Origin of the sequence: Bradyrhizobium sp. HKCCYLRH2015 (assembly GCF_051168215.1) — a bacterium.
Classification (GTDB): domain Bacteria; phylum Pseudomonadota; class Alphaproteobacteria; order Rhizobiales; family Xanthobacteraceae; genus Bradyrhizobium.
Genome location: NZ_JBNPUO010000004.1, coordinates 177159 through 198943 on the forward strand (window position 1 = coordinate 177159; position 21785 = coordinate 198943).

Consider the following 21785-nt stretch of genomic DNA (forward strand, 5'->3'; position numbering starts at 1 on the left):
CCTCAAAAAATGAGGACAGGATTACCGCAACAAAAAATGACGGTTGGGAGGGTTGTGATGAGACTGCTCGCGAAGCTGGGACTCGCCGCTGCCGCATGTCTGCTTGGCGCGACCGCCGCAAGCGCCGATACCACGGTGAAATGGCTGCATATCGAGGTCAATCCGGCCCAGGTGAAGATCTGGGAGGAGGTGGCGCGCGCCTACGAGGCGTCGCATCCCGGCACCAAGATCGAGATGCAGTTCCTCGAAAACGAGGCATACAAGGCCAAGCTGCCGACCATCCTGCAATCCAAGGACCGGCCGAACATCATCTACAGCTGGGCCGGCGGCGTGCTGAAGGCGCAGATCGAGGCCGGCGTCCTCGAGGACATCACCGACCAGGTGAAGGGTTACAGCGACAGCGTGACGCCGGCAGCACTCGCGGCCTTCACCGACAACGGCCATGTCTACGGCCTGCCGATCTCGCTGTCGCAGGTCGGCTTCGTCTGCAACAAGGAGCTGATGGCCAAGGCGAAGGTCGATCCGGCTGCCATCAAGAGCTGGGATGATCTGCTGGCCGCCGTGAAGGCATTGAAGGCCGCGGGGGTGACCCCGATCGTCGTCGGTGGCGCCGACAAATGGCCGCTGCATTTCTACTGGACGCATCTGGCGGTGCGCATCGGCGGCAAGCCGGCATTCGACGCGGCGTTGCGCGGCGAGAATGGCGGCTTTGCTGGCGACACCTTCGTCAAGTCCGGCGAGCTGTTCAAGCAGCTCGTCGATCTCCAGCCGTTCCAGAACGGCTTTCTTGGCTTCAAGAATCCGCAGGCGGTCGGCTATTTCGGCGACGGCAAGGCGGCCATGACGCTCGCGATCAGCTCCGTCTACAACCTGCAGCGGGCGCTCGCCGCCGACAAGGTGGGCCTCAGCGAAGACAAGATCTGCTGGTTCGATTTTCCGGTCGTGCAAGGCGGCAAGGGCGCACCGACGGATACGCTCGGCGGCATCACCGGCTGGCTGGTCACCAAGGGCTCGCCCAAGGAAGCGGTCGATTTCCTGAAGTACTTCATCTCCAGGGACGTCCAGACCCGGCTGGCGGCAGGGAATTTCATCATCCCGGTGGTGCAGGGCGCCGACGCCGGCCTCAACAATTCCTTCATGAAGCTGATCGCGTCCAATCTGGCGAAATCGAACTATCACCAGAACTTCTATGACCAGAGCCTGGGTCCCTCCGTCGGCCGTGTCGTCAATGACGTCTCCGCGGAGATTGCCGGCGGCAGCATGACCCCGCAGGACGCCGCCCAGGCGATCGAGGCGGCGCGGAAGCAGGGCAACTGACGTGGCGCGGCCGATCGCGGGCTCGCCGGCGATGGTGTCGCCGGCATCGCTCTCCGCGCGCGCGGTGCGCGGCCCGAGCTGGGACGGCCGCTTCACCGTCCTGGTCCTGTTCCTGCCGCCGGCGCTGCTGCTGTTCACGCTGTTCGTGGTGCTGCCGATCGGCGAGGCCGCCTGGTACTCCGGCTTCAACTGGAACGGATTCGGACGGCCGACCCATTGGATCGGCTTCGACAACTACCGCTTCGTGCTGGAGACGCGCGCCTTCTGGCTCGCGCTGCGCAACAACGGCCTGATCATTGCGGTCTCGCTCTGCGTCCAGCTGCCGCTGGCGTTGACACTGGCCCTGATGCTCGCGGAGCGGTTTCGCGGCGCGGTCGCGCTGCGCATGCTGTTCTTCATGCCCTATATCCTCGCCGAGATCGCGACCGGGCTGATCTTCAGCTTCGTCTATGACGGCGATTACGGCCTGGTCGCGTCGATCTGGCGCAGCTTCGGCGCCGAGCCGCCGCATCTGCTGGCCTCGACCGACACGGCGATGCTGGCGGTGCTGATCGTGATCGTCTGGAAGTATTTCGGCTTCCACATGATGCTGTTCATCGCGGCGCTGCAAAGCATCGACAAGAGCCTGATCGAGGCGGCACGGATCGACGGAGCCACCCGGACGCAGAGCCTGCGCCATGTCGTCATCCCCTTGCTCTATCCGACGATCCGGCTGTCGGTGTTCTTCGCCATCGTCGGCTCGCTGCAGCTGTTCGATCTCGTGATGCCGCTGACCCGCGGTGGCCCCGCCGACTCCTCGAACACGATGGTGAGCTTCCTCTACAACAACGGCATCTCCCGCATGCGGGTCGGCTATGGCAGCGCCATCGGTGTCATCCTGTTCGTGATCTGTGTGACATTTGCCTTCACCTACAAGCGATGGTTCATGCGCGATGAATAGTGCCGAGACGAGCCAAGCGCCGTTCGATCCCGCCGTGCTGTTCAAGGCGGTGTTCCTCGCGATCGTCGCCATCTTCGTGCTGGTGCCGCTGCTCGCGACGCTGCTGGGCGGCTTCAAGTCGCTCGGGGAACTGCGCGTCAATCCGTTTGGCCTGCCGCAGCGCTGGGAGTGGCAGAATTATGCCGACATCCTGTTCTCCGGGCGCTACTGGCAGCTGCTGCGCAACTCGCTGATCATCTCCACGCTGACGGTGGTCCTGACTCTCATCGTCGCGTCGATGGCGGCCTTCACCTTTGCTCATGTCCGATTCTACGGCAGCTCGATGCTGTTGAGCTATCTGACGCTCGGCCTGCTGTTTCCGGCGGCGACCGCGGTGTTGCCGCTGTTCATCAAGGTGCGCGATCTCGGGCTGCTGGACACCTATTTCGGCGTCGCGCTGCCGCAGGTCGCCTTCAGCCTTGCGATGAGCGTGCTGCTGCTGCGCCGCTTCTTCAAGGACATCCCCTACGAGCTGCTCGAGGCCGCGCTGGTCGACGGCTGCAGCTACGTCAAATTCTTCCGCTATGTGACGCTGCCATTGTCGCGCCCGATCCTGGCGACCGTGGGCACCATCACTTTCGTGAACAGCTGGAACGCCTATCTGTTGCCGCTCGTGATGCTCAACACCGACGCGCTGTATCCCTGGCCGCTCGGCATCATGGTTTATCAGGGCGAATATTCCTCCGAGTGGCACCTGATCCTCGCCTTCATCACCCTGACCATCCTGCCCACGATCGTCCTTTTCCTCCTGGCGCAGAAGCACATCGTTGCCGGCCTGACATCGGGCGCGGTCAAGGGATGAACGAGACCTCACGGAGACCCCAATGAGAAAAGTCGGCATCGGCATCATCGGCTGCGGCAACATCAGCACGGCGTATCTGAAGGCCGCGCAGCGCTTTCCCGTTCTGGACATCAAGGCGCTCGCCGACATGCGCAGCGACGCCGCCGAGCGGCAGGGCGCGGCCTTCGGCCTGCCGGCGATGCGGGTCGATCAATTGCTGAAGCGCGATGACGTCGAGATCGTCATCAATCTCACCGTGCCGCTCGCCCATACCGACGTCAGTCTCGCCGTGCTGAACGCCGGCAAGCACGTGCATTCCGAGAAGCCGCTGGGCATCGACGTCGCCGAGGCCCGCAAGGTGATCGAGCTTGCCGCGCAGAAGAATCTCCGCGTCGGCTGCGCGCCCGACACCTTCCTGGGCGGCGGACACCAGACCGCACGCAAGCTGATCGACGACGGCGCGATCGGCACACCCGTGGCCGGTAGCGCCTTCTTCGGCTGCCCCGGCCATGAGCGCTGGCATCCCGCGCCGGGCTTCTATTATCTGCGCGGCGGCGGGCCGATGCTCGACATGGGGCCGTACTACATCACCGATCTCGTGCAACTGCTCGGCCCGGTGGCGAGCGTCATGGGCTCGACCGCGCGCCCGCGAGCGGAGCGCCTCGTCACCAGCCAGCCGATGAGCGGCACGCTGATCCCGGTCGAGGTGCAGACGCACGTCGCAGGCACGCTCGAATTCGAAAGCGGTGCGGTGGTCTCGGTCACGATGAGCTTCGACGTCCCGAAGCACCGGCACGCCCCCATCGAGATCTATGGCGACGAGGGCAGCATGCTGGTGCCGGACCCCAACCGCTTCGGCGGCGAGGTCCAGGTCGCCAGGACCGGCGGCGACTGGCAGACGATGCCGTTGACGCATGGTCACATCGACGGCGAGTTCCGCTCCATCGGCGTCGCTGACATGGCGACCGCGATCCTGAACGACCGGCCGCATCGCGCCAGCGGCGCGCTCGCGTTCCACGTGCTGGAGGTCATGGAAGCGTTCCAGACCTCCGCAAACGAAGGCCGGCGGGTCAAGATCGAGAGCCGCGTGGAGCGGCCGGCGATGTTGCCGGTTGGACGCGACACCGGACAGATCGACTGAGGACAGAGACATGCGCAAGGCAATGATTGTGTGGGGCGGCTGGCCGGGACATGACCCCGATCTCTGTGCCTCGATGATCCGCGGCTGGCTCAAGGCGGAAGGCTTCGAGGTGCGGATCGAGACCACGACGGCTGCATTCGCAGATCCTGCGATCCACGATCTGTCGCTGATCATCCCGATCTACACGATGTCCAAGATCGAGAAGGCGGAAGCGCTCAATCTCTGCGCGGCGGTGCGCAGCGGCGTTGGGCTCGCCGGCCATCATGGCGGCATGTGCGATGCCTTCCGCGATTCGGTCGACTACCAGTTCCTGTGCGGCGGGCAATGGGTCGCCCATCCCGGCAATATCATCGACTACCGGGTCGACTTGACCCGGCCGGACGATCCCATCATGAAGGGCCTGACAAGTTTCGAGCACCGTTCCGAGCAGTATTACATGCACGTCGACCCGGCCAACGAGGTGTTGGCGACCACGACCTTCACCGGAGAGCACGCCCCGTGGATCGAGGGGGTGGTGATGCCGGTGGTCTGGAAGAAGCGCTACGGCGCGGGCAGGGTGTTCTATTCCTCGCTCGGCCACCGCGCTTACGAGCTCGACGTGCCGGAGATCCGGACGTTGATGACCCGCGGCATGTTATGGGCGGCGCGCGAGTGACGGCTGACGCGAACCCGTTGCCGGTCCGGGCCACGCTGGAGGACGTCGCGCGGACGGCGGGCGTGTCGCTCGCCACCGTCGACCGCGTCATCAACCGGCGCGAGGGCGTGCGTGCCAAGACCGTTGCCCGGGTGGAGGCCGCTGTTGCCAAGCTGGGTTATCGCGCCGACGTCGCCGCGGCACGGCTCGCGCGCGGCCAGAGCTTCCGCTTTGCCTTCGTGCTGCCGACCGGTGGCAACAGCTTCATGACCGTCCTGACCGAGCAGGTCCAGCGCACGGCGGAGTGGCTGGCCGGCCAGCGCGGCTTCATCGATATCCTCCACGTCGACGTGTTCGATCCTGACGTGCTGGCCGGTGCGCTGGAGAACCTGTCGCCGGCCTATCAGGGCGTTGCGGTCATCGCGCTCGATCACCCCAGAGTGCGCGCCGCCATCGACGAGCTCACCGCGCGCGGCGTCGCGGTGGTGACCCTGGTCTCGGACGCGCCCAGCTCGCGCCGCCTGCATTATGTCGGGATCGACAATCCGGCCGCGGGGCGAACCGCCGCCACCCTGATGGGACGCTATCTCGGCGGTCGCGAGGGAACGGTCGCGGTGATCGCGGGATCTCTGTCGCTGCGCGATCATGCCGAGCGGCAGTTCGGCTTCAACCAGATCCTCTCCAGCGAATATCCGAACCTGCGGGCGCTGCCCGTGATCGAGGGCCGCGACGACAGCGAGCGCACGCGGGAGCTGACCGCGGCGCTGCTCGCGCGCCATGCGGATCTGCTCGGCATCTATTGCTGCGGCGCCGGCAATCGCGGCATCGCCGATGCCCTGGAGGCCTCAGGGCGGGCTCGCGAGGTGGTGTGGATCACGCATGAGCTGACCCAGCACACCAGGAGGTTCCTGGTCCGCGGCACGTGCGACGCCATCATCAACCAGGATCCCGGCCACGAGGCGCGCTCGGCGGCGCGCGTCCTGCTCGCGCACTGCTCGGGGGAGCCGATCAGTCCCGATCAGGAGCGCATCCGCATCGATATCTTCCTGCGGGACAATCTGCCCTAGCGGATCGCTAGAGCCAGCCGAAGATCGCGACCGCGAGCACAGCCTGTGCCGCGAAGCCGACCACGAACGCCAGCGTCCGGAACACCGGCAGGCCGATCGCGTAGACGATGACGTGAGCGACGCGCGACCAGAAATAGACGGCGCAGGCGAGCACGGTCCATTTGGTCGAGTAGTCGATCGCATTGAGGATCAGCACCAGCGGCGCGAAGATCACGAGGTTCTCGACCGCATTGTCGTGCGCGAACATCAGCCGCGTGGCCCACGGTGCGTGCGGCTTGTCGTTGCGGGAGGGATTGGCCATGGCGCCCGTGAGGCCGCGGACCTGGCAGCGGTTCAGGATGTAGGGAACCCACAGCAGGCCGGTCAGAATGACCGTGAGCGTCAGCCAGAACAGTTCGCGCGTCATCGAGATCCCCTCAACTGATTCCCGTCCCGTCCCGGCGGGACGGAGCGGTTATAGTCAATCGCGGCGGATCACGCTATGCGCGGACGCGGACATAGGAGCCCGGCGCATCCTCGAGCGGTGGATAGGCCTCGCTGCCGACGTCGCGTGCGGGAACTTCTTCCGGATCCAGCTGGCTCAGCCATTCGCGCCAGTCCGGCCACCACGAGCCCTTGTGCTCCTGCGCGCCCTTCATCCAGTCCTTCAGCGAGATGTCGTGGATCTGGTCATTGGTCCAGTACTGATACTTGCCGGAGGAGGGCGGGTTGACGACGCCGGCGATGTGGCCCGAGCCCGACAGCACGTACTTTACCGGACCGCCGAAGAATTGCGATCCGTACAGCACGGAGTCGGCCGGCGCGATGTGGTCCTCGCGGGTGGCGAGATTGTAGACCGGCACCTTCACCTTGGAGAGGTCGAGCAGCGTGTTGTCGAGCACCATGGTGCCCTGCGTCAGCCGGTTCTCCAGATAGCAGTTGCGCAGATAGTAGGAATGGTTCGCCGCCGACATCCGCGTGGCGTCCGAATTCCAGTGCAGCAGGTCAAACGCCTGCGGCGCCTGGCCCTTCAGGTAATTGTTGACGACGTAGGACCAGATCAGGTCGTTCGAGCGCAGCATGTTGAAGGCCATCGCCATCTTGCTGCCTTCGAGCACGCCCGAGGCCTGCATGTCGCGTTCCAGCGCCGAGATCTGGGTCTCGTCGACGAACACCAGGAGATCGCCGGCATGGGTGAAGTCGACCTGTGCGGCCAGGAAGGTCGCGGAGGTCACGCGCTGGCGGCGCTTGTCGGCGAGCCAGGCCAGCGTCGTCGCCAGCATGGTGCCGCCGACGCAATAGCCCATCGTGTGCACCTTCATCTCGCCCGTCACCTTCTCGATGACGTCCATCGCGGTGAGCGGACCTTCCTTCATGTAGTCCTCCCAGGTCTTGGTCCCGAGCTTCTTGTCGGGATTGACCCAGGAGATCACGAACACCGTGAGGCCCTGATCGACGCACCATTTGATGAAGGATTTCTCGGGGCGCAGATCGAGGATGTAGAACTTGTTGATCCAGGGCGGCACGATCAGCAGCGGCGTGCGCAGCACGTTCTCCGTCGACGGCGCGTACTGGATCAGTTGCATCATGTCGTTCTGGAAGATGACCTTGCCCGGCGTCGTCGCCATGTTGACGCCGACCTCGAGATTGGCCGGGTCGGACTGGCGAATCTTGAGCGAGCCCTTGCCGGCCTCGATGTCCTCCGCGAGCATCTGCATGCCACGCACCAGGTTATCGCCGCTCGACGCCACCGTCTGCCGCAGCACCTCGGGATTGGTCAGAACGAAATTCGAGGGCGCCAGCGCATTGGTGATCTGGTTGACGTAAAACTCGGCCTTCTTGCGCGTGTGCGGATCGAGGCCTTCGGCATTGTGGACGAGGTCCTGCGCCCATTGCGTCGTCAGCAGATAGGCCTGCATCACGAAATCGAAGAACTGGTTCGACTTCCATTCCGGATCGGCGAAGCGCTTGTCGCGCGGCGAGGGCGAAATGGCCGGGGGCGCGTCTTCGCCGGCGAGACGGCGCGCGGCCGAGCCCCACAAATCGAGATAGCCCTTGGCGATCTTGGTCTGGACGTCGCTGGCGCGATCCTTGTCCGACAGCCAGTAGTCGGCGACCGCGGTGAAGGATTTGACGACCTCGGTCAATTCGGTCGGTGGCCGGTCCTGAACCTCGCCGGTCTCGCGCGGCTTCAGATAGGCGGACAGCGCCTTGCCGCTGCTTTCCATGGCCTTCGCGATGTTCATCGCGAACGCTTCCGCATCGAATGTTTTTTCTGGATTGCTGCTGTTCTGAACGTCGGTCATGGCTCGATCACACTATCGCGTCGGGATCGTTTCGTCACCGCGCGAGATCAATAATCCGCGAGTTTGCGGCAAATTCGATTTCTGATTGTTGCGCTGCGAAAAAATCTCTCGCTTCCGACATCATGATCACGTAGCTGGATGAAATTCCTGTTCAAGCCGGTCACGTTTCGAGTGACAATTGGTTGTGCTGCGGCAAAATGCGCCGCGCTGCGGTCGGGCCGGGGACCGTCGACTGGAAGTTGGGGGCTGAGGGACGTGCGCGTGGGGACGCAGGGGCGAGGTTGGAGGTCGGGACGGCGCGCCCTTGTTGCGGGACTCGTCGTGTTCGGCGCGCTCGCGTTTGCCGGGTGCTCCAGTCCAATCGCGGACATGCCTTCGCTCGACGCGGATGCCGTCGCCCGACCCAAGGAGCCGGGTGGGTATCTGCCCGTCAACGACGTGCCGCGCGACCGCGATGCGCCGATCATCTCGCCGCAGGAGCGCGACAAGATCGAAAAGGAGCTGCTCGCGGCGCGCGACCGCCAGGCTTCGGCGGGTACCAGCGTCAGGCCCAAATGACCGGCCCGGGACAAAGGCTGGGCGATCGGCCGCGTGGCGCGGCGTAATTGTCTGGCGCGGCGCGGCGGCCATGATAAAACAACCGGAATCAACACCTCCGCGTGTCGTTGCCAGCCAAGCCGCGAGCCCGTGCTAAACTCCTGATCCAGCACCGGTTTCAAGGCATGGCGCGCGCCGCCGCAGCGCCAGCCCTGCTGGCGAATCCGCCCCCGGTTGCCGGAGCCGAGAGACCCATGGAAGATTTTTACCGCATCCGCCGTTTGCCGCCTTACGTGTTCGAGCAGGTCAACCGGGCCAAGGCGGCCGCGCGGAATGCCGGGGCCGACATCATCGATCTCGGCATGGGCAATCCGGATCTCCCGGCGCCGCCGCACGTGCTGGAGAAGCTCAAGGAGACCCTGGGCAAGCCGCGGACCGACCGCTATTCGGCCTCGCGCGGCATCGTCGGACTGCGCCGGGCGCAGGCCGGCTATTACGACCGCCGTTTCGGGGTGAAGCTCAATCCCGACACTCAGATCGTGGCGACCTTGGGCTCGAAGGAAGGTTTTGCCAACGTCGCGCAGGCGATCACCGCACCGGGCGATGTCATCCTCTGCCCGAATCCGAGCTATCCGATTCACGCCTTCGGTTTCCTGATGGCGGGCGGCGTGATCCGCTCGGTGCCGTCCGAGCCGACCCCGCAATTCTTCGAGGCGGCCGAGCGCGCGATCATCCATTCCATTCCGAAGCCGCTGGCGCTGATCGTCTGCTATCCGAGCAACCCGACCGCCTATGTCGCGAGCCTCGACTTCTATCGCGACCTCGTCGCATTCGCGAAGAAGCACGAGATCCTGATCCTCTCGGACCTCGCTTATGCCGAGGTGTATTTCGACGACAAGAACCCGCCGCCGTCGGTGCTGCAGGTGCCCGGCGCGATGGATGTCGCCGTCGAATTCACCTCGATGTCTAAGACCTATTCGATGGCCGGCTGGCGCATGGGCTTTGCCGTCGGCAACGAGCGCATCATCGCGGCGCTCGCGCGCGTCAAATCGTACCTCGACTACGGCGCGTTCACGCCGGTCCAGGTGGCGGCCACCGCTGCGCTCAACGGCCCCGACGACTGCATCCGCGAGATGCGCGACGTCTATCGCAAGCGCCGCGACACGCTGGTCGAGTCGTTCGGCCGGGCCGGCTGGGAGATCCCGTCGCCGGAGGCCTCGATGTTCGCCTGGGCGCCGCTGCCGGAGAAGTTCAAGAGCCTCGGCAGCATGCAGTTCGCGACGCTCATGGTCGAGAAGTCCGGCGTCGCGGTGTCGCCGGGCGTCGGCTTCGGCGAGCATGGCGAGGGCTATGTCCGCATCGCGATGGTCGAGAACGAGCAGCGCATTCGGCAGGCCGCGCGCGGTGTCCGCCGCTTCCTTGAAAGCGGGATCGAAACGTTGCACAACGTCGTTCCCATCGCCAACCGGCGCTGAGCCCTCCCGTACTTTCCTTTCGACAGGTTCTTTGATTCCATGGTCGCACCCCTGAGAGTGGGCATCGCGGGCCTCGGCACCGTGGGTGTCGAGGTCGTTCGTCTCATCGAGCGTCAGGCGCGCGTGCTGACCGAGCGGACGGGGCGCCCGGTCAAGGTTGTCGCCGTGACGGCGCGGTCGAAGGCCAAGAAGCGCGGCATCGATCTGTCCGGCATCACCTGGGCCAAGGATGCGCTGGCGCTTGCCTCGGATCCGGAGGTCGATTGCCTGGTCGAGCTGATGGGCGGCGCCGGCGATCCTGCGCTGTCGGCGATCGACACCGCGCTGAAGGCCGGCAAGTCGGTGGTGACCGCCAACAAGGCGCTGATCGCAAAGCACGGTCTGAAGCTCGCCAAGGCGGCCGAGAAGCATGGCGGCGCGCTGAATTTCGAGGCGGCCGTCTGCGCCGCCATTCCGGTGATCAAGACCCTGCGCGAGGGTCTCGCCGGCACCGGCATCAGCCGCGTCTATGGCATCCTCAACGGCACCTGCAACTACATCCTGACCCGGATGGAGCAGGAAGGGCTGTCGTTCGACGAGTGCCTGAAGGACGCCCAGCGCCTCGGCTATGCCGAGGCCGATCCGTCGTTCGACATTCATGGCCACGACACCGCGCAGAAGCTCGCGATCCTCGCGAGCCTCGCCTTCGGCACCCAGGTGGCGGAGAAATCCATCTATGTGGAAGGCATCTCCTCGATCGCTCCGGAGGACCTGAAGGCGGCGGCCGAGCTCGGCTACCGCGTCAAGCTGCTCGGCGTCGCCGTGCGGACCGCCAAGGGCATCGAGCAGCGGGTGCATCCGACGATGGTGCCGAAATCCTCCTCGATCGCCCAGGTGATGGGCGTCACCAACGCGGTCACGATCGACGGCGACGGTATCCCGCCGATCACGCTGGTCGGTCCGGGAGCAGGGGGCGCCGCGACGGCCTCCGCGGTCGTGGCCGATATCGCCGATGTCGCGCGCGGCATCCGAGCCGCGCCGTTCGGCCGCCCGGTCGAGAAGCTGCAGGCGACCGAGAAGGCGCCGATGGAGCGGCACGAGGGTGGCTATTACATCCGCCTGATGGCGCGTGACCATGCCGGCACCGCCGCCACCATCGCCACCCGGCTGGCCGAGCAGAAGATCTCGATCGAATCGATCGTGCAGCGCCATCCCAACGGCAGCGAGCCGGCGAAGACGGCCGGCAAGTCGGCGCCGGTGCCGGTCATCCTGATCACCTATGCGACACACGAGGATGCCGTGCATCGCGCGCTCCAGGCGGTGCAGCGCGACAAGGTCATCAGCGGCAAGCCCCAGGTCATCCGGATCGAGAAGAACTAGCGCATGATGCCCAGGGAACCGCTTGTCCCTGCTCAAACAAACGCGTGGCGTTTGGTATAGGTTCATGCTCAAAGCGGGAGAGTAGACAGGCGGGGAGCGGCCGTTCGTGCCGACCGCCTGACCCGGATGCCGCCCAGGGGGGCGGCGTGCGAGCGGTAGATTTTGATGGCGGATGTCCGCCTTGACGTCTTGAGGAGTTGATCGATGTCGACGCAGATTTCTGTCCCGCAACAATTGCTGCTCGAGCGCATCCTGACGCTGGAGCTGGTGCGCGTGACCGAACGGGCGGCGGTGTCGGCGGCGCGGCTGCGCGGCCACGGCCAGGAGAAGCCGGCCGACCAGGCGGCCGTGGATGCGATGCGCCGCGAGCTCAACAAGCTGCCGATCGAAGGCACGGTCGTGATCGGCGAGGGCGAGCGCGACGAAGCGCCGATGCTCTACATCGGCGAGAAGGTCGGCCTCAATGCCGGCCCCAAGGTCGACATCGCGGTCGATCCGCTCGAGGGGACGACCTTGTGCGCCAAGAACATGCCGGGCGCGATCGCGACCATGGCGATGGCCGATGGCGGCACCTTGCTGCATGCCCCCGACGTGTACATGCAGAAGATCGCGGTCGGCCCCGGCTACGCCAAGGGCGTCGTCGACATCGACGCGACGCCGGCCGACAACGTGCGCCGGCTCGCCAAGGCCAAGGGCGTCGAGCCCGGCGCGATCACGGTGCTGGTGCTCGACCGTGCGCGCCACGCCGACATCATCCAGGGCGTCCGCTCGACCGGCGCCGCGGTGCGCCTGATCACCGACGGCGACGTCGCCGGCGTGATCCACTGCGCCGACCCGGACAATACCGGCGTCGACATGTATCTCGGCACCGGCGGCGCGCCTGAGGGCGTGCTGGCCGCGGTGGCGCTGCGCTGCATCGGCGGCCAGATGCAGTGCCGCCTGATCCTCGACACCGAGGAGAAGCGCGAGCGCGCCCACAAGATGGGCGTCGGTGATCCCAAGATGATCTACGGCATCGAGGACATGGCGCGCGGCGACTGCCTGTTCGCGGCGACCGGCGTCACCACCGGCTCGCTGCTCTCCGGCGTCAAGTTCCGCAAGGACGGCGTCATCGAGACCGAGACCGTCGTGATGCGCTCGGTCACTGGCACGGTGCGCTACATCCGCGCCGAGCACCGCCAGTTGGCGAAGTTCCACCTCGACTAATCCAACCCTGTCATTCCGGGGCACGCGACTTGTCCGCCGAAGCTCGTAGAGCGAAGGCGGAAGCGTGAACCCGGAATCCCGAGCTCGCAGATCGAGATTCCGGGTCTGCGCGCTTCGCAGGCATCCCGGAATGACGAAGTCGGGGAGCGATTCAGCATGTCCGATCTGTCCATGGTCAAGGCGCTGGTGTTCGACGTGTTCGGCACCGTCGTCGACTGGCGCACCAGCCTGATCAACGACTTCACCGCGTGGTCGAAGACCCGCGGCATCCAGGGCGACTGGACCGCGCTGGTCGATGGCTGGCGCGGGCTCTATGTCGGCTCGATGGACGAGGTCCGCAAGCACCCCGAGCGCGGCTACGTCATCCTCGACGTCCTGCATCGCCGTTCGCTGGAGACGCTGGTCGCCGAGCTCGGCATCACCGGGCTCACCGAAGCCGATCTCGATCATCTCACCCGCGGCTGGCACCGGCTGCATCCGTGGGCCGACAGTGTCGCCGGCCTGACCCGGCTGAAGTCCAAATACATCATCGCGCCGCTCTCCAACGGCAACGTCGCGCTGCTCACCAACATGGCGAAGTTCGCAGGCCTTCCATGGGACCTGATCCTCTCCGCCGAGCTGTTCGCGCACTACAAGCCCGACCCCGAGACCTATCTCGGCGCCGCGCGTCTGCTGGGTCTTGCGCCCGGCGAGGTGATGATGGTCGCCGCGCACAACAACGATCTCGAGGCGGCACAACGTTACGGCCTGAAGACCGCCTTCGTCGCCCGTCCCACTGAATACGGCCCGCTGCAGAGCCGCGACTTCGACGCCACCGGGGCCTGGGACATCGTTGCCGATGATTTCAACGGCATCGCCGACCGCTTGGGCTGCTGATCCTCCCGCCTCACGCGCCCGACACGATCACGCCGTACCAGCCGAGCCCCTTGTAGGTCTCGTAGCCGGGCGTGGCGTGGAACGCGACCAATCGTCCGGACGCATCCTGATAGAAGCCGCTGCGCTTGCCATCGAGCTTCAGCGACACGCGCTCGCTGAGAATGCCCTGACCGTCCGAGGATGCGATCACGCGATGGCTGGAATCCACCAGCAGTGCGCGCGCCCTGTCGCTCTCGCTGACGCGCACGCCCTGGACGATCGCGCGCGCCTGCGCCTCCCAGTCGAAATGAATGGCGAGCACGCCGAGCGGCTTGCCATGCGCCTTGCCGTCCTCTCGGACCGAGGCGCAATAGGTCGCGACCTGGGCGTTGCCGAGCAGCGGCTGGCACTCAACGTCGCCGGCGACGTAGTCGTCGCCCGAGCGCAATCCACGCGCCTCGCGAAACCATCTGGTCTCGGCCACGCTCTGGCCGACGACGTTGAAGCGGTCGGCGCGGCCGTTGGCGATCACCTTGCCGCTGGGATCGCACAGCCACAGATCGAGATAGACCGTGTAGGCCGAGAGAATCACCGCGAGCCGTTCGGAGACATGGGCGACGCGCGCCGCGTCCGGAGCGGCGGCGCAATCGACCACGGCGGAGTCGGTCGCCCACCAGCGCACGTCGCAGGTCCGCTCATAGAGATTGCGGTCGATCAGCTCGATCGCATTCAGCGCCAGATCGACCATGCGCTCGCCGCGGGCCCGTTCGGTCATGCGCTCGATCGAGCTCTTGAGATTGCCGGTGCGCGTCGTGAGCTGGCCTTCGAGCTCGCGCGCGATGGTCTCGACCAATTGGCCGACGGCGCGGACCTCCTGGGCCACCACGGCGAAGCCCGCGCCTTGCGCGCCCACCCGCGAGCTCTCGATCAGCGCGTTCAAGGCCAGCATCTTCATCTGGTTGGTGATCTGCTGGATCGACTTGGTCTTCTCGCAGGCGATCTGATTGACCTCGCCGGTGAGCCGCGCGATCAGCGCCGAAACGTCGGTCTCGTCGTCCTTGGGAGTCGTTTGTGACGGAGCGGCGGAGGAAAGCGTCTTCAACTCGGGCGCGGTCAGCATCGGCAATCAACTCCATGTTGCCGCGCCTCCTCGTCGGCACGAAGAGGGCGAACAAATCGGACGAAATAATTGATTGAAATGTTACGGAATTCGCCTAACGGCTGTTTAATGCACTCCATTGAACGCAGCTCTAATTTTGGGCAACCAGGCGTATATATCAGCAGTCCTCTCATTTCCTGTGAGTTCCGTGGTTCTCCGGCACAAATCCGGTGGGCTCCAGCGAAGGAACCTGCTGATGGATGCCAGTTGCTGTAGATTCGAGGGGTCCGTTTTCGAATCGCTGCGCTGCAAGCGAGGCCCTGCGCATCATGGCACCATCCGCCCTTGCACTGCCCCTGAGCGCTCCGCAGGCGTTCCTCGGCGTGCGGCTGTCGCTGACCAACAAATTGTGGCGCGACCGGCTGGACGCACGCGGCGCGGCGCGGGCCCTGGCGATGGTGCAACGCTATCAGTTGCCGGAGATGCTGGCGCGCGTCCTCGCCGGCCGCGACGTCGAGCTCGACGCGGTCAACGACTTCCTCGATCCGACCATCCGCAAGCTGATGCCGGACCCGTTCACGGTGACGCAGATGGAAGCGGCGGCGCAGCGCATTGCCGACGCCGCGGTGAGGGGCGAGAAGGTCGCGATCTTCGGCGACTACGATGTCGACGGCGCGACCTCGGCGGCGCTGCTCGCCTGGCATCTGCGCCATTGCGGGCTCGATCCGCTGATCCACATTCCCGACCGCATCTTCGAAGGCTACGGCCCGAACGTCGACGCCATCCGGGCGCTGGTGAACAAGGGCGCGACCTTGCTCGTCACGGTCGATTGCGGCACCACCAGCCTCGAGCCGCTGGCGGAAGCGCGGCGGCTCGGCATGTCCGTGGTGGTGATCGATCACCATCAATGCGGCGACGAGCTGCCGGAGGTCGAGGCGCTGGTGAATCCGAACCGGCCGGATGATCTCTCCGGCCTCGGCTATCTCGCCGCGGTCGGGCTGACCCTGGTGACGCTGGTTGCCGTCAATCGCGAGCTGCGCGGCCGCGGCTTCTGGAGCAGCACGCGCCCGGAGCCGGATCTGCTGTCCATGTTGCATCACGTTGCGCTCGGCACCGTCGCCGACGTCGCGCCGCTGATCGCGCTCAACCGCGCCTTCGTCGCCAAGGGCCTGATCGCGATGCGCCGGCGCGACCATGTCGGTCACACCGCGCTGATGGATGTCGCCCGTCTCAACGGCCCGCCCGAAGCCTGGCATCTCGGCTTCATGCTGGGGCCGCGCATCAATGCGGGCGGGCGCATCGGCCGCGCCGATCTCGGCGTGCGGCTGCTGTTGGAGAGCGACGTCTCGGAAGCCGCGCGCATCGCCGCCGAGCTCGACCGCCTCAACAGCGAGCGCCGCGTCATCGAGCAGCAGGCCGAAGCGCAGGCCGAGGCCGAGGCGCTGGCCTCGCTCGGCTTTGAGGACAAGGGCGCGGTGATCGTGACCGCGTCGGAAGGCTGGCATCCCGGCGTGGTCGGGCTGGTCGCCTCGCGGCTGAAGGAAAAGTTTGCCCGGCCGGCGTTTGCGATCGCGCTCGAGCCGGGCGGCATCGGCACCGGATCGGGCCGCTCGATTCCGGGTGTCGATCTCGGCAAGGCGGTGCGGCATGCGGTGGAGCAGGGCATCCTGATGAAGGGCGGCGGGCACGCGATGGCCGCCGGCGTCACCTTGCGCAAGGAGCGGCTGGCGGAATTCCGCGCCTATCTGGAAAGCGCGCTGGCGGCCGACGTCGCCGACGCGCGGCACGTCAATGAGATCCTGATCGACGGCGCCATCAGCGCGCGCGCCGCAACGCCCGAGCTGGTGGCGACGCTCAATCGTGCAGGTCCGTTCGGCAGCGGCAATCCCGAGCCGATCGTGGCGCTGCCGTCGCATCAGCTGGTTTATGCCGACGAGGTCGGGCAGGCGCATCTCAAGCTGCGTTTCAAATCCGGCGACGGCGCTACCGTGAATGCGATCGCATTCCGCTCGGTCGGCCAGAAGCTCGGCAACGCCCTGGTTCAGCATCGGGGCCAGATCCTGCACGTCGCCGGCACCCTCACCGTCGACCGCTACCAGGGCATCGAGCGCGTGCAGCTGCGCGTGCTGGATGTGGCCGTGCCGGACCATGGGCCGGCGATGATCAGGTAGCGGTTCCACATTCGGCGTCGTCCCGGACAAGCTTCCCATACGCCGCAGCAGTTGTTGTGAGAACGAAATGCTCACGCTGTTCGTGCCTCACCTTGCTCCCTGTGGGTATGGGTCCCGGCGCGGAGGCCGGGACGACAGCGGAGGATGACGCGGCTGTCGTGCCTTTCATGAATTCGCGTGTCTTTGCATCCCGCCGCGCATTCGCGCCCGAGTGATGCATCGTCAAAGACCCTCTTGATGGGAGAGGGCGCAGGGAATGCCGGGCGAAGGCCTCACCCATGGCCCGCCTGCAAACAAAAAGCAGGCGGCAGTCACCACAGGTAGGCCGATCAACCGGCATTCCCTGCGCGATGGTTTTCACGCTTATACGCGATCTCCCCGGTGTCCGGCTTGTTAGCCACCGTCGCCCTCAGGGCTCATCATCACCCGACGACTTGGCGCCAGCTTCGGGGCGCCAGGACCACGCGATTTCACGTCCGCAACCTGCCGTTCGTCCGCGCGCATGGAGCACGCTGCGACACGATCGCGGCCACCGCATCCCGCCCTCCACGTTCATGACGATCGCGAAGCGCCCCTCTCATGAGGACGAGACCCGGATGTTATTTCCGATTTTCGGAATAAAAGCAAGCGGAAAGTTGGCTCCCGAGAGCTGAAGGAAGCAGGCGGCTGATTGTCCTGCGGAATGGGTTCGATTGGCGCAGCGATGCCGGCATGGCGCCACGTGATTGGAGAACTGAGGCCCCCGGGGCAGCGCGCCAGGTGCAGCACGCTTTGGCGAACGTCGAGGATGCGCACGCGCGAGGCGGTTGCACGCTCTTGACCGGCTCGGCAAGGTGCGCAGGCGGCTGAGGGGGGCTAGATGAATCGCGTATCGTTCAAGGGCGTCGTGATCGGAAATATCGTCGACATTCTGTCGACGAACCTTGCCATCTATCCCGTGACGATCCTCGTCTTCATCGTGTCGGGATCGGCCGCGGCGGAGCTCGCGGCCTCCGATCCGCGTGCACTGATGGCGAGCAATCTCTTCAAGGCGTTGTCGTTCACGTTCGGAGCCCTCAGCTCCGTGTTGGGCGGCTACGTGTCTGGGCGGCTTGCCAAGCACGACGACATCCTGAACGGAGCTCTCTCGTCGATCCTGTGCATGGGGTTCGGCGTGTACGCGATGTTTGGCGGCCGTGGCGGGCTTGGGACGCAGCTGGCCTTCATCGCCTTGAGCCCGGTGCTGGGCGCTGTTGGCGGATATCTCAGCATGCGCCGCACGAAGCCGCAGTGACAGCCGGCGGGCCGCGCCGGAAGCTCAGCGCCAGGATGGCTTCGGGAGTTGATCGGGATTGAATTTCGGCGTTGGCCGGGGAGCTGGGGGAGGCTCGGCGTCGTCGGACGCCGAGAACAGCAGAAGCGCCTCGAACGGCACGTCGGGAGCTTCCGCGGCATAGCCGGAGCAGGTGACAGGCGTGCCCCGGCAGCATCCTTCGAGGCTGAGCGTCAGCTCGTCCGGGCCGAACAGCGACGGCTGTCCCGGGGCATGGCGCTTGGTCTTGATGATGGCGGTGAAACGATCGCCATGGGCCTCGTAGCTGCCGGCATAGCTGAGCACGGTATCGCCGCCGCAGATCCTGCCAGCGACCAGCTCGACGATGCCCGTTCCCTGGCCCTTGGGGGTCCTGAACCAGGCTGAATAGGTGCCTTCTTTCATCATCTGCCGTAGATCCCACCGTTGGGTCGCGCGCATCGTTGTGCGACGCAAATTAAGAGAAGGTGAAAACAACCGCCAGAACAGGCCGGGAACCCGGAATTTGTTCGTGTACGAATGGTGGGGAGCGCTGCAGACCGTCTCCGCTCGCTACGCCCCTGGGGCCGTGCCAGGTCGCGCATCCCGTGGCCGTGCCGTTCGTCTCAAGAAAATCATCCGGCTGGATGCCGGCCCGCGTATAAGGGAATGAGAACAGGGCCTACTTTGAGGACTATCCGATGCCGTCTGAACCTCGCTCGCCGCGTCTTGCCGTTCTGATCGATGCCGACAATGCCTCGGCGAAGATCGCGGACGGGCTGTTCGAGGAGATCGCCAAGATCGGCGAGGCGAGCGTGCGCCGGATCTATGGCGACTTCTCCAGCCCGCGCTCGAAGCCGTGGGCCGATACGCTGGCGCGTCACGCGATCGTGCCGCAGCAGCAGTTCGCCTATACGACCGGCAAGAACGCCTCCGACATCACGCTGGTGATCGACGCGATGGACCTGCTGCACAGTGGACGCTTCGACGGCTTCTGCCTGGTGTCGTCGGACAGCGACTTCACCCGTCTCGCGGCGCGCATCCGCGAGCAGGGCACCGACGTGTTCGGCTTCGGCGAGCAGAAGACGCCGGAGAGTTTTAGGCAGGCCTGCCGCAGGTTCATCTACACGGAGAATTTGCGCAGCGACGCGGCGGGCAGCAAGGATGCGGACAGCGCTGCGGCGCCGAAGTCGCTGCTGCCGATCAGCGCGGCGACGCCGATGATCAGGAAGGTCATCACGCAGATGGAGAGCGAGGACGGCTGGGTCGCGCTCGGCGAGGTCGGCAAGCAGCTCTCCAACCTGGTCTCCGACTTCGATCCGCGCACCTATGGCTGTCGCAAGCTCAGCGATCTCGTTCGCAAGACCGGCGCCTTCGAGATCGAGGAGCAGGCCAAGGGCGGCGGCTCGGTGCGCATCCGGGTGAAGGCTGCCAGCGCGTCGCAGCCCAAGGCGCGGGCGTCGAGGTCCGGCCACCGCGAGGCGGCCGCCAAGACGTGATCACTCCGGCGCGAGGCTCGCGATGACCGGAGCGTTGCGCTACTCGCCATGACGGCGAACTCGTAGGGTGGCCGAAGCAGCCGCCGAAGGAGGCCGCGTGCCCACCGTCGGGCCGCGTGCTCAACCGCGGGATGGTGGGCACGGCGCCACCGCGATTTCGATCGTTGAGAGAGCACGGCAGCGCCTTTGCCCACTCTACTTGTTGGTCACACGGCAGCGACCGTACCGCTCAACCGCCCTGTCTGAGCTTCGCCAGCACCTTCAGCCCACCATAGCCGTCGGCCGGCGTGAGGCCCGCTTTGGCCTGGAAGTCGCGGATCGCCTTCATGGTGTCGTTGCCGACGCGGCCATCGGTGCCGCCGGTGTCGAAGCCGGCGGCGGTCAGGCGCTTCTGCATCTCCTGCACCTCGGCCAAGGTCAGCGCGCGCTCCGAGCCGGGGAAGGGCTGCAGGAAGGGCGGGGCGCCCAGAATGCGGTCGCCGAGATGGCAGATCGCGAGCGCGTAGCTCATGGCCGGATTGTAGGACTTCACCGAGTAGAAGTTCGGGCCGAGCAGGAAGGCGGGGCCGCCCGCGACCGGAATCCAGAGCTGCGCTGACGCATTGGGCTGCGGGAACGGCTGGCCGTCGGCGCGGGTGACGCCGGCCGCCTGCCACGCCGCATAGCTGCGGCTGCCAGACATGTTGCCGGGCGCGCGCACCTCGTAGCCCCAGTGCTCGCCGCGGTGATATTTGCCGCGGTTGACGAGATAGCGCGCGGTCGAGCCGAGCGCGTCGTCGGGGCGGCCGAACGGGTTGATCTTGCCATCGCCGTCATAGTCGAAGCCGACATTGAGCCAGACCTCGGGCATCCATTGCGTATGACCCATGGCGCCGGCCCAGGAGCCGCGCATCTCCTCCGGCGTGCTCCAGCCGCGATCGACGATTTTCAGCGCATTGGTGAGCTCGGTCTCCCAATAGGCCTTGCGGCGCGGCTCGTTCCAGGCGAGCGCGGCGAGCGCCGGAAACACCGGGCGCATGTGGTTCTGCTGCACCAGCGGATCGCCGAACGCGGATTCGACGCCCCACAGCGCGAGAAGCGTGCCGCGCTCGACGCCAAAATCCTTCTCGATGCGCGTGAACAGCGCCTCGTTCTTCTGCAGCGCGATCTTGCCGTTGATGACGCGCCAGTCGGAGACGCGGCGGTTGATGTATTGCCAGAGCTGCTCCTTGAACTCGGGCTGGTTGCGCATCTCCTTGAACACGGTCATGTCCGGCTCGAGCCGTGCCATGACCCGCGTCCAGGTCGCCTGCGAGATGCCCTTGGCGAGCGCGCGGTTGCGGAAGCCGTCGCGCCACGCCTCGAACTCGGCCGGCGCCGCGGACGCCGGCAGGGCCGGGACGAGCAGCGCGGCGGCGCCGAGGCCGGAGCGGAGCAGGGCGCGGCGGGTCATCGGATCGGGTCGTGAATCGGACTGGGTCATGGCCGCCAGTCTACCCGGTCAGGGCGGTGCGCGGCAAAGCCTTGGCATCGCCGGGAACCCGCTAGGCGCCGTGGAGATCGGCGGCGATGTGCGCGAGCCAGCGCCGGATGGTCGCGAGCTCACTCCGTTTCAAGCCGCAGGCGAGCCTGCGTTCGATGGCAGTCGCCTGTCGGCGCGCCGTAGCGAGCAGCGCGAGGCCACGGCGCGTCAGGCTCCATTGCAGCATCCGGCCATGGACCGGATGCGGCGTCCGCCGGACGGCGCCGTCCCGCTCGAGATTGCCGATGATGACGTTGACGGTCTGCGGCGTCAGCAGCGCGACGCGGGCGCAGTCGGCGCCGGACAGGCCGGGATAGGCCTTGAGCATCGTCAGCACCACGAATTGCGGATGGGTCAGGCCGGTGGCGACGAGCGCGCGGTCGAGCGAGAGCCGCGCCGCGGCCTGCGCCTGGCGCAGCAGATAGGCGAGGTGGCCGTCCTCGCCGCGCTTGCCCTCGCCGGGCGATGGCGGACGGGCCGCCGTCTTGGGCTGACTCTTGGGTTGCGTCTTGGATTGCGATTTGGGCCGACGCGCGGGGCCGGCCTTTCGCGAGGCTCGCGAGTTCGTCAACGCCGGTGCCTTGCGCATGTCATCAGAGCCCTGATAAG

Annotated in this window: 20 protein-coding genes; 14 read left to right on the forward strand and 6 right to left on the reverse strand. The window is 66.0% G+C overall.

The features are described from left to right. Positions 1–57: 57 nt before the first annotated feature. From ACQR1H_RS11940 to ACQR1H_RS11965, 6 genes are read left to right on the forward strand one after another with little or no spacing between them, the layout of a single operon-like run. A complete protein-coding gene (locus ACQR1H_RS11940; protein ID WP_434863604.1) occupies positions 58–1317 on the forward strand; it encodes an extracellular solute-binding protein in 1260 nt (419 codons plus the stop codon). 1 nt (position 1318) lies between these two features. Continuing rightward, positions 1319–2257, forward strand: coding sequence for a carbohydrate ABC transporter permease (locus ACQR1H_RS11945; RefSeq protein ID WP_315800116.1), 939 nt, complete (start codon positions 1319–1321; stop codon positions 2255–2257). After that, entirely contained in the window at positions 2250–3098 is an 849-nt protein-coding gene (locus ACQR1H_RS11950) for a carbohydrate ABC transporter permease (protein WP_315800115.1), read from the forward strand. The genes ACQR1H_RS11945 and ACQR1H_RS11950 overlap by 8 nt, the downstream gene beginning before the upstream one ends. 22 nt (positions 3099–3120) lie before the next feature. Further along, the gene (locus ACQR1H_RS11955) at positions 3121–4218 is read left to right on the forward strand and encodes a Gfo/Idh/MocA family protein (RefSeq protein ID WP_315800114.1); all 1098 of its coding nucleotides are present in this window, start codon (positions 3121–3123) and stop codon (positions 4216–4218) included. Positions 4219–4228: 10 nt separating this feature from the next. Continuing rightward, positions 4229–4873 (forward strand): ThuA domain-containing protein, encoded by a 645-nt coding sequence (locus tag ACQR1H_RS11960; RefSeq protein ID WP_315712128.1) that lies wholly within the window; start codon positions 4229–4231, stop codon positions 4871–4873. Continuing rightward, positions 4870–5919, forward strand: a complete 1050-nt coding sequence (locus ACQR1H_RS11965) for a LacI family DNA-binding transcriptional regulator (RefSeq protein WP_315800113.1) — start codon at positions 4870–4872, stop codon at positions 5917–5919. The genes ACQR1H_RS11960 and ACQR1H_RS11965 overlap by 4 nt, the downstream gene beginning before the upstream one ends. Positions 5920–5926: 7 nt before the next feature. Here the strand turns inward: ACQR1H_RS11965 and ACQR1H_RS11970 are convergent, their stop codons facing one another. Both ACQR1H_RS11970 and ACQR1H_RS11975 read right to left on the reverse strand, forming a co-directional pair. Next, a complete protein-coding gene (locus tag ACQR1H_RS11970) occupies positions 5927–6325 on the reverse strand; it encodes an MAPEG family protein (RefSeq protein WP_315800112.1) in 399 nt (132 codons plus the stop codon). Between the two features lie 73 nt (positions 6326–6398). After that, positions 6399–8204, reverse strand: coding sequence for a PHA/PHB synthase family protein (locus tag ACQR1H_RS11975; RefSeq protein WP_315800111.1), 1806 nt, complete (start codon positions 8202–8204; stop codon positions 6399–6401). Positions 8205–8525: 321 nt separating this feature from the next. Here ACQR1H_RS11975 and ACQR1H_RS11980 point away from each other — a divergent pair, with 321 nt between their 5' ends. From ACQR1H_RS11980 to ACQR1H_RS12000, 5 genes are all read left to right on the forward strand, one after another. After that, entirely contained in the window at positions 8526–8762 is a 237-nt protein-coding gene (locus ACQR1H_RS11980) for a hypothetical protein (RefSeq protein WP_434863605.1), read from the forward strand. Positions 8763–8995: 233 nt separating this feature from the next. Further along, entirely contained in the window at positions 8996–10216 is a 1221-nt protein-coding gene (locus ACQR1H_RS11985; protein ID WP_315800109.1) for an LL-diaminopimelate aminotransferase, read from the forward strand. A gap of 39 nt (positions 10217–10255) precedes the next feature. Further along, positions 10256–11575: a homoserine dehydrogenase gene (locus ACQR1H_RS11990; RefSeq protein ID WP_315800108.1), complete on the forward strand. Its 1320-nt coding sequence runs from the start codon at positions 10256–10258 to the stop codon at positions 11573–11575. Positions 11576–11779: 204 nt separating this feature from the next. Then, a complete protein-coding gene (gene glpX / locus ACQR1H_RS11995; RefSeq protein ID WP_434907584.1) occupies positions 11780–12781 on the forward strand; it encodes a class II fructose-bisphosphatase in 1002 nt (333 codons plus the stop codon). A 156-nt stretch (positions 12782–12937) separates the two neighbouring features. Continuing rightward, the gene (locus ACQR1H_RS12000; protein WP_434880930.1) at positions 12938–13657 is read left to right on the forward strand and encodes a haloacid dehalogenase type II; all 720 of its coding nucleotides are present in this window, start codon (positions 12938–12940) and stop codon (positions 13655–13657) included. A gap of 10 nt (positions 13658–13667) precedes the next feature. On the opposite strand, the gene ACQR1H_RS12005 is transcribed toward ACQR1H_RS12000, so the two are convergent. Beyond that, entirely contained in the window at positions 13668–14756 is a 1089-nt protein-coding gene (locus ACQR1H_RS12005) for a methyl-accepting chemotaxis protein (RefSeq protein ID WP_434883115.1), read from the reverse strand. Positions 14757–15064: 308 nt separating this feature from the next. Between ACQR1H_RS12005 and recJ the strand changes: the two genes are divergently transcribed. Together recJ and ACQR1H_RS12015 are read left to right on the forward strand one after the other, a co-directional pair. Continuing rightward, positions 15065–16906: a single-stranded-DNA-specific exonuclease RecJ gene (recJ, locus tag ACQR1H_RS12010; RefSeq protein WP_434907585.1), complete on the forward strand. Its 1842-nt coding sequence runs from the start codon at positions 15065–15067 to the stop codon at positions 16904–16906. 859 nt (positions 16907–17765) lie between these two features. Continuing rightward, positions 17766–18179 carry a hypothetical protein gene (locus ACQR1H_RS12015; RefSeq protein ID WP_434845959.1) on the forward strand — a complete coding sequence of 138 codons (414 nt, stop codon included), beginning with the start codon at positions 17766–17768 and terminating at the stop codon, positions 18177–18179. Positions 18180–18203: 24 nt separating this feature from the next. On the opposite strand, the gene ACQR1H_RS12020 is transcribed toward ACQR1H_RS12015, so the two are convergent. Continuing rightward, positions 18204–18605, reverse strand: a complete 402-nt coding sequence (locus ACQR1H_RS12020) for a hypothetical protein (RefSeq protein WP_434886077.1) — start codon at positions 18603–18605, stop codon at positions 18204–18206. A gap of 272 nt (positions 18606–18877) precedes the next feature. On the opposite strand from ACQR1H_RS12020, the gene ACQR1H_RS12025 reads away from it, so the two are divergent. Then, positions 18878–19675: an NYN domain-containing protein gene (locus tag ACQR1H_RS12025; RefSeq protein ID WP_316178891.1), complete on the forward strand. Its 798-nt coding sequence runs from the start codon at positions 18878–18880 to the stop codon at positions 19673–19675. 229 nt (positions 19676–19904) lie between these two features. Here ACQR1H_RS12025 and ACQR1H_RS12030 read toward each other — a convergent pair whose 3' ends face one another. Continuing rightward, complete coding sequence (locus ACQR1H_RS12030; RefSeq protein WP_434907586.1) at positions 19905–21137, reverse strand: lytic murein transglycosylase; 1233 nt, start codon at positions 21135–21137, stop codon at positions 19905–19907. Between the two features lie 61 nt (positions 21138–21198). Beyond that, on the reverse strand, positions 21199–21765 hold the full coding sequence (locus ACQR1H_RS12035) for a MarR family winged helix-turn-helix transcriptional regulator (RefSeq protein ID WP_434907587.1): 567 nt from the start codon (positions 21763–21765) through the stop codon (positions 21199–21201). Between the last annotated feature and the right edge of the window lie 20 nt (positions 21766–21785).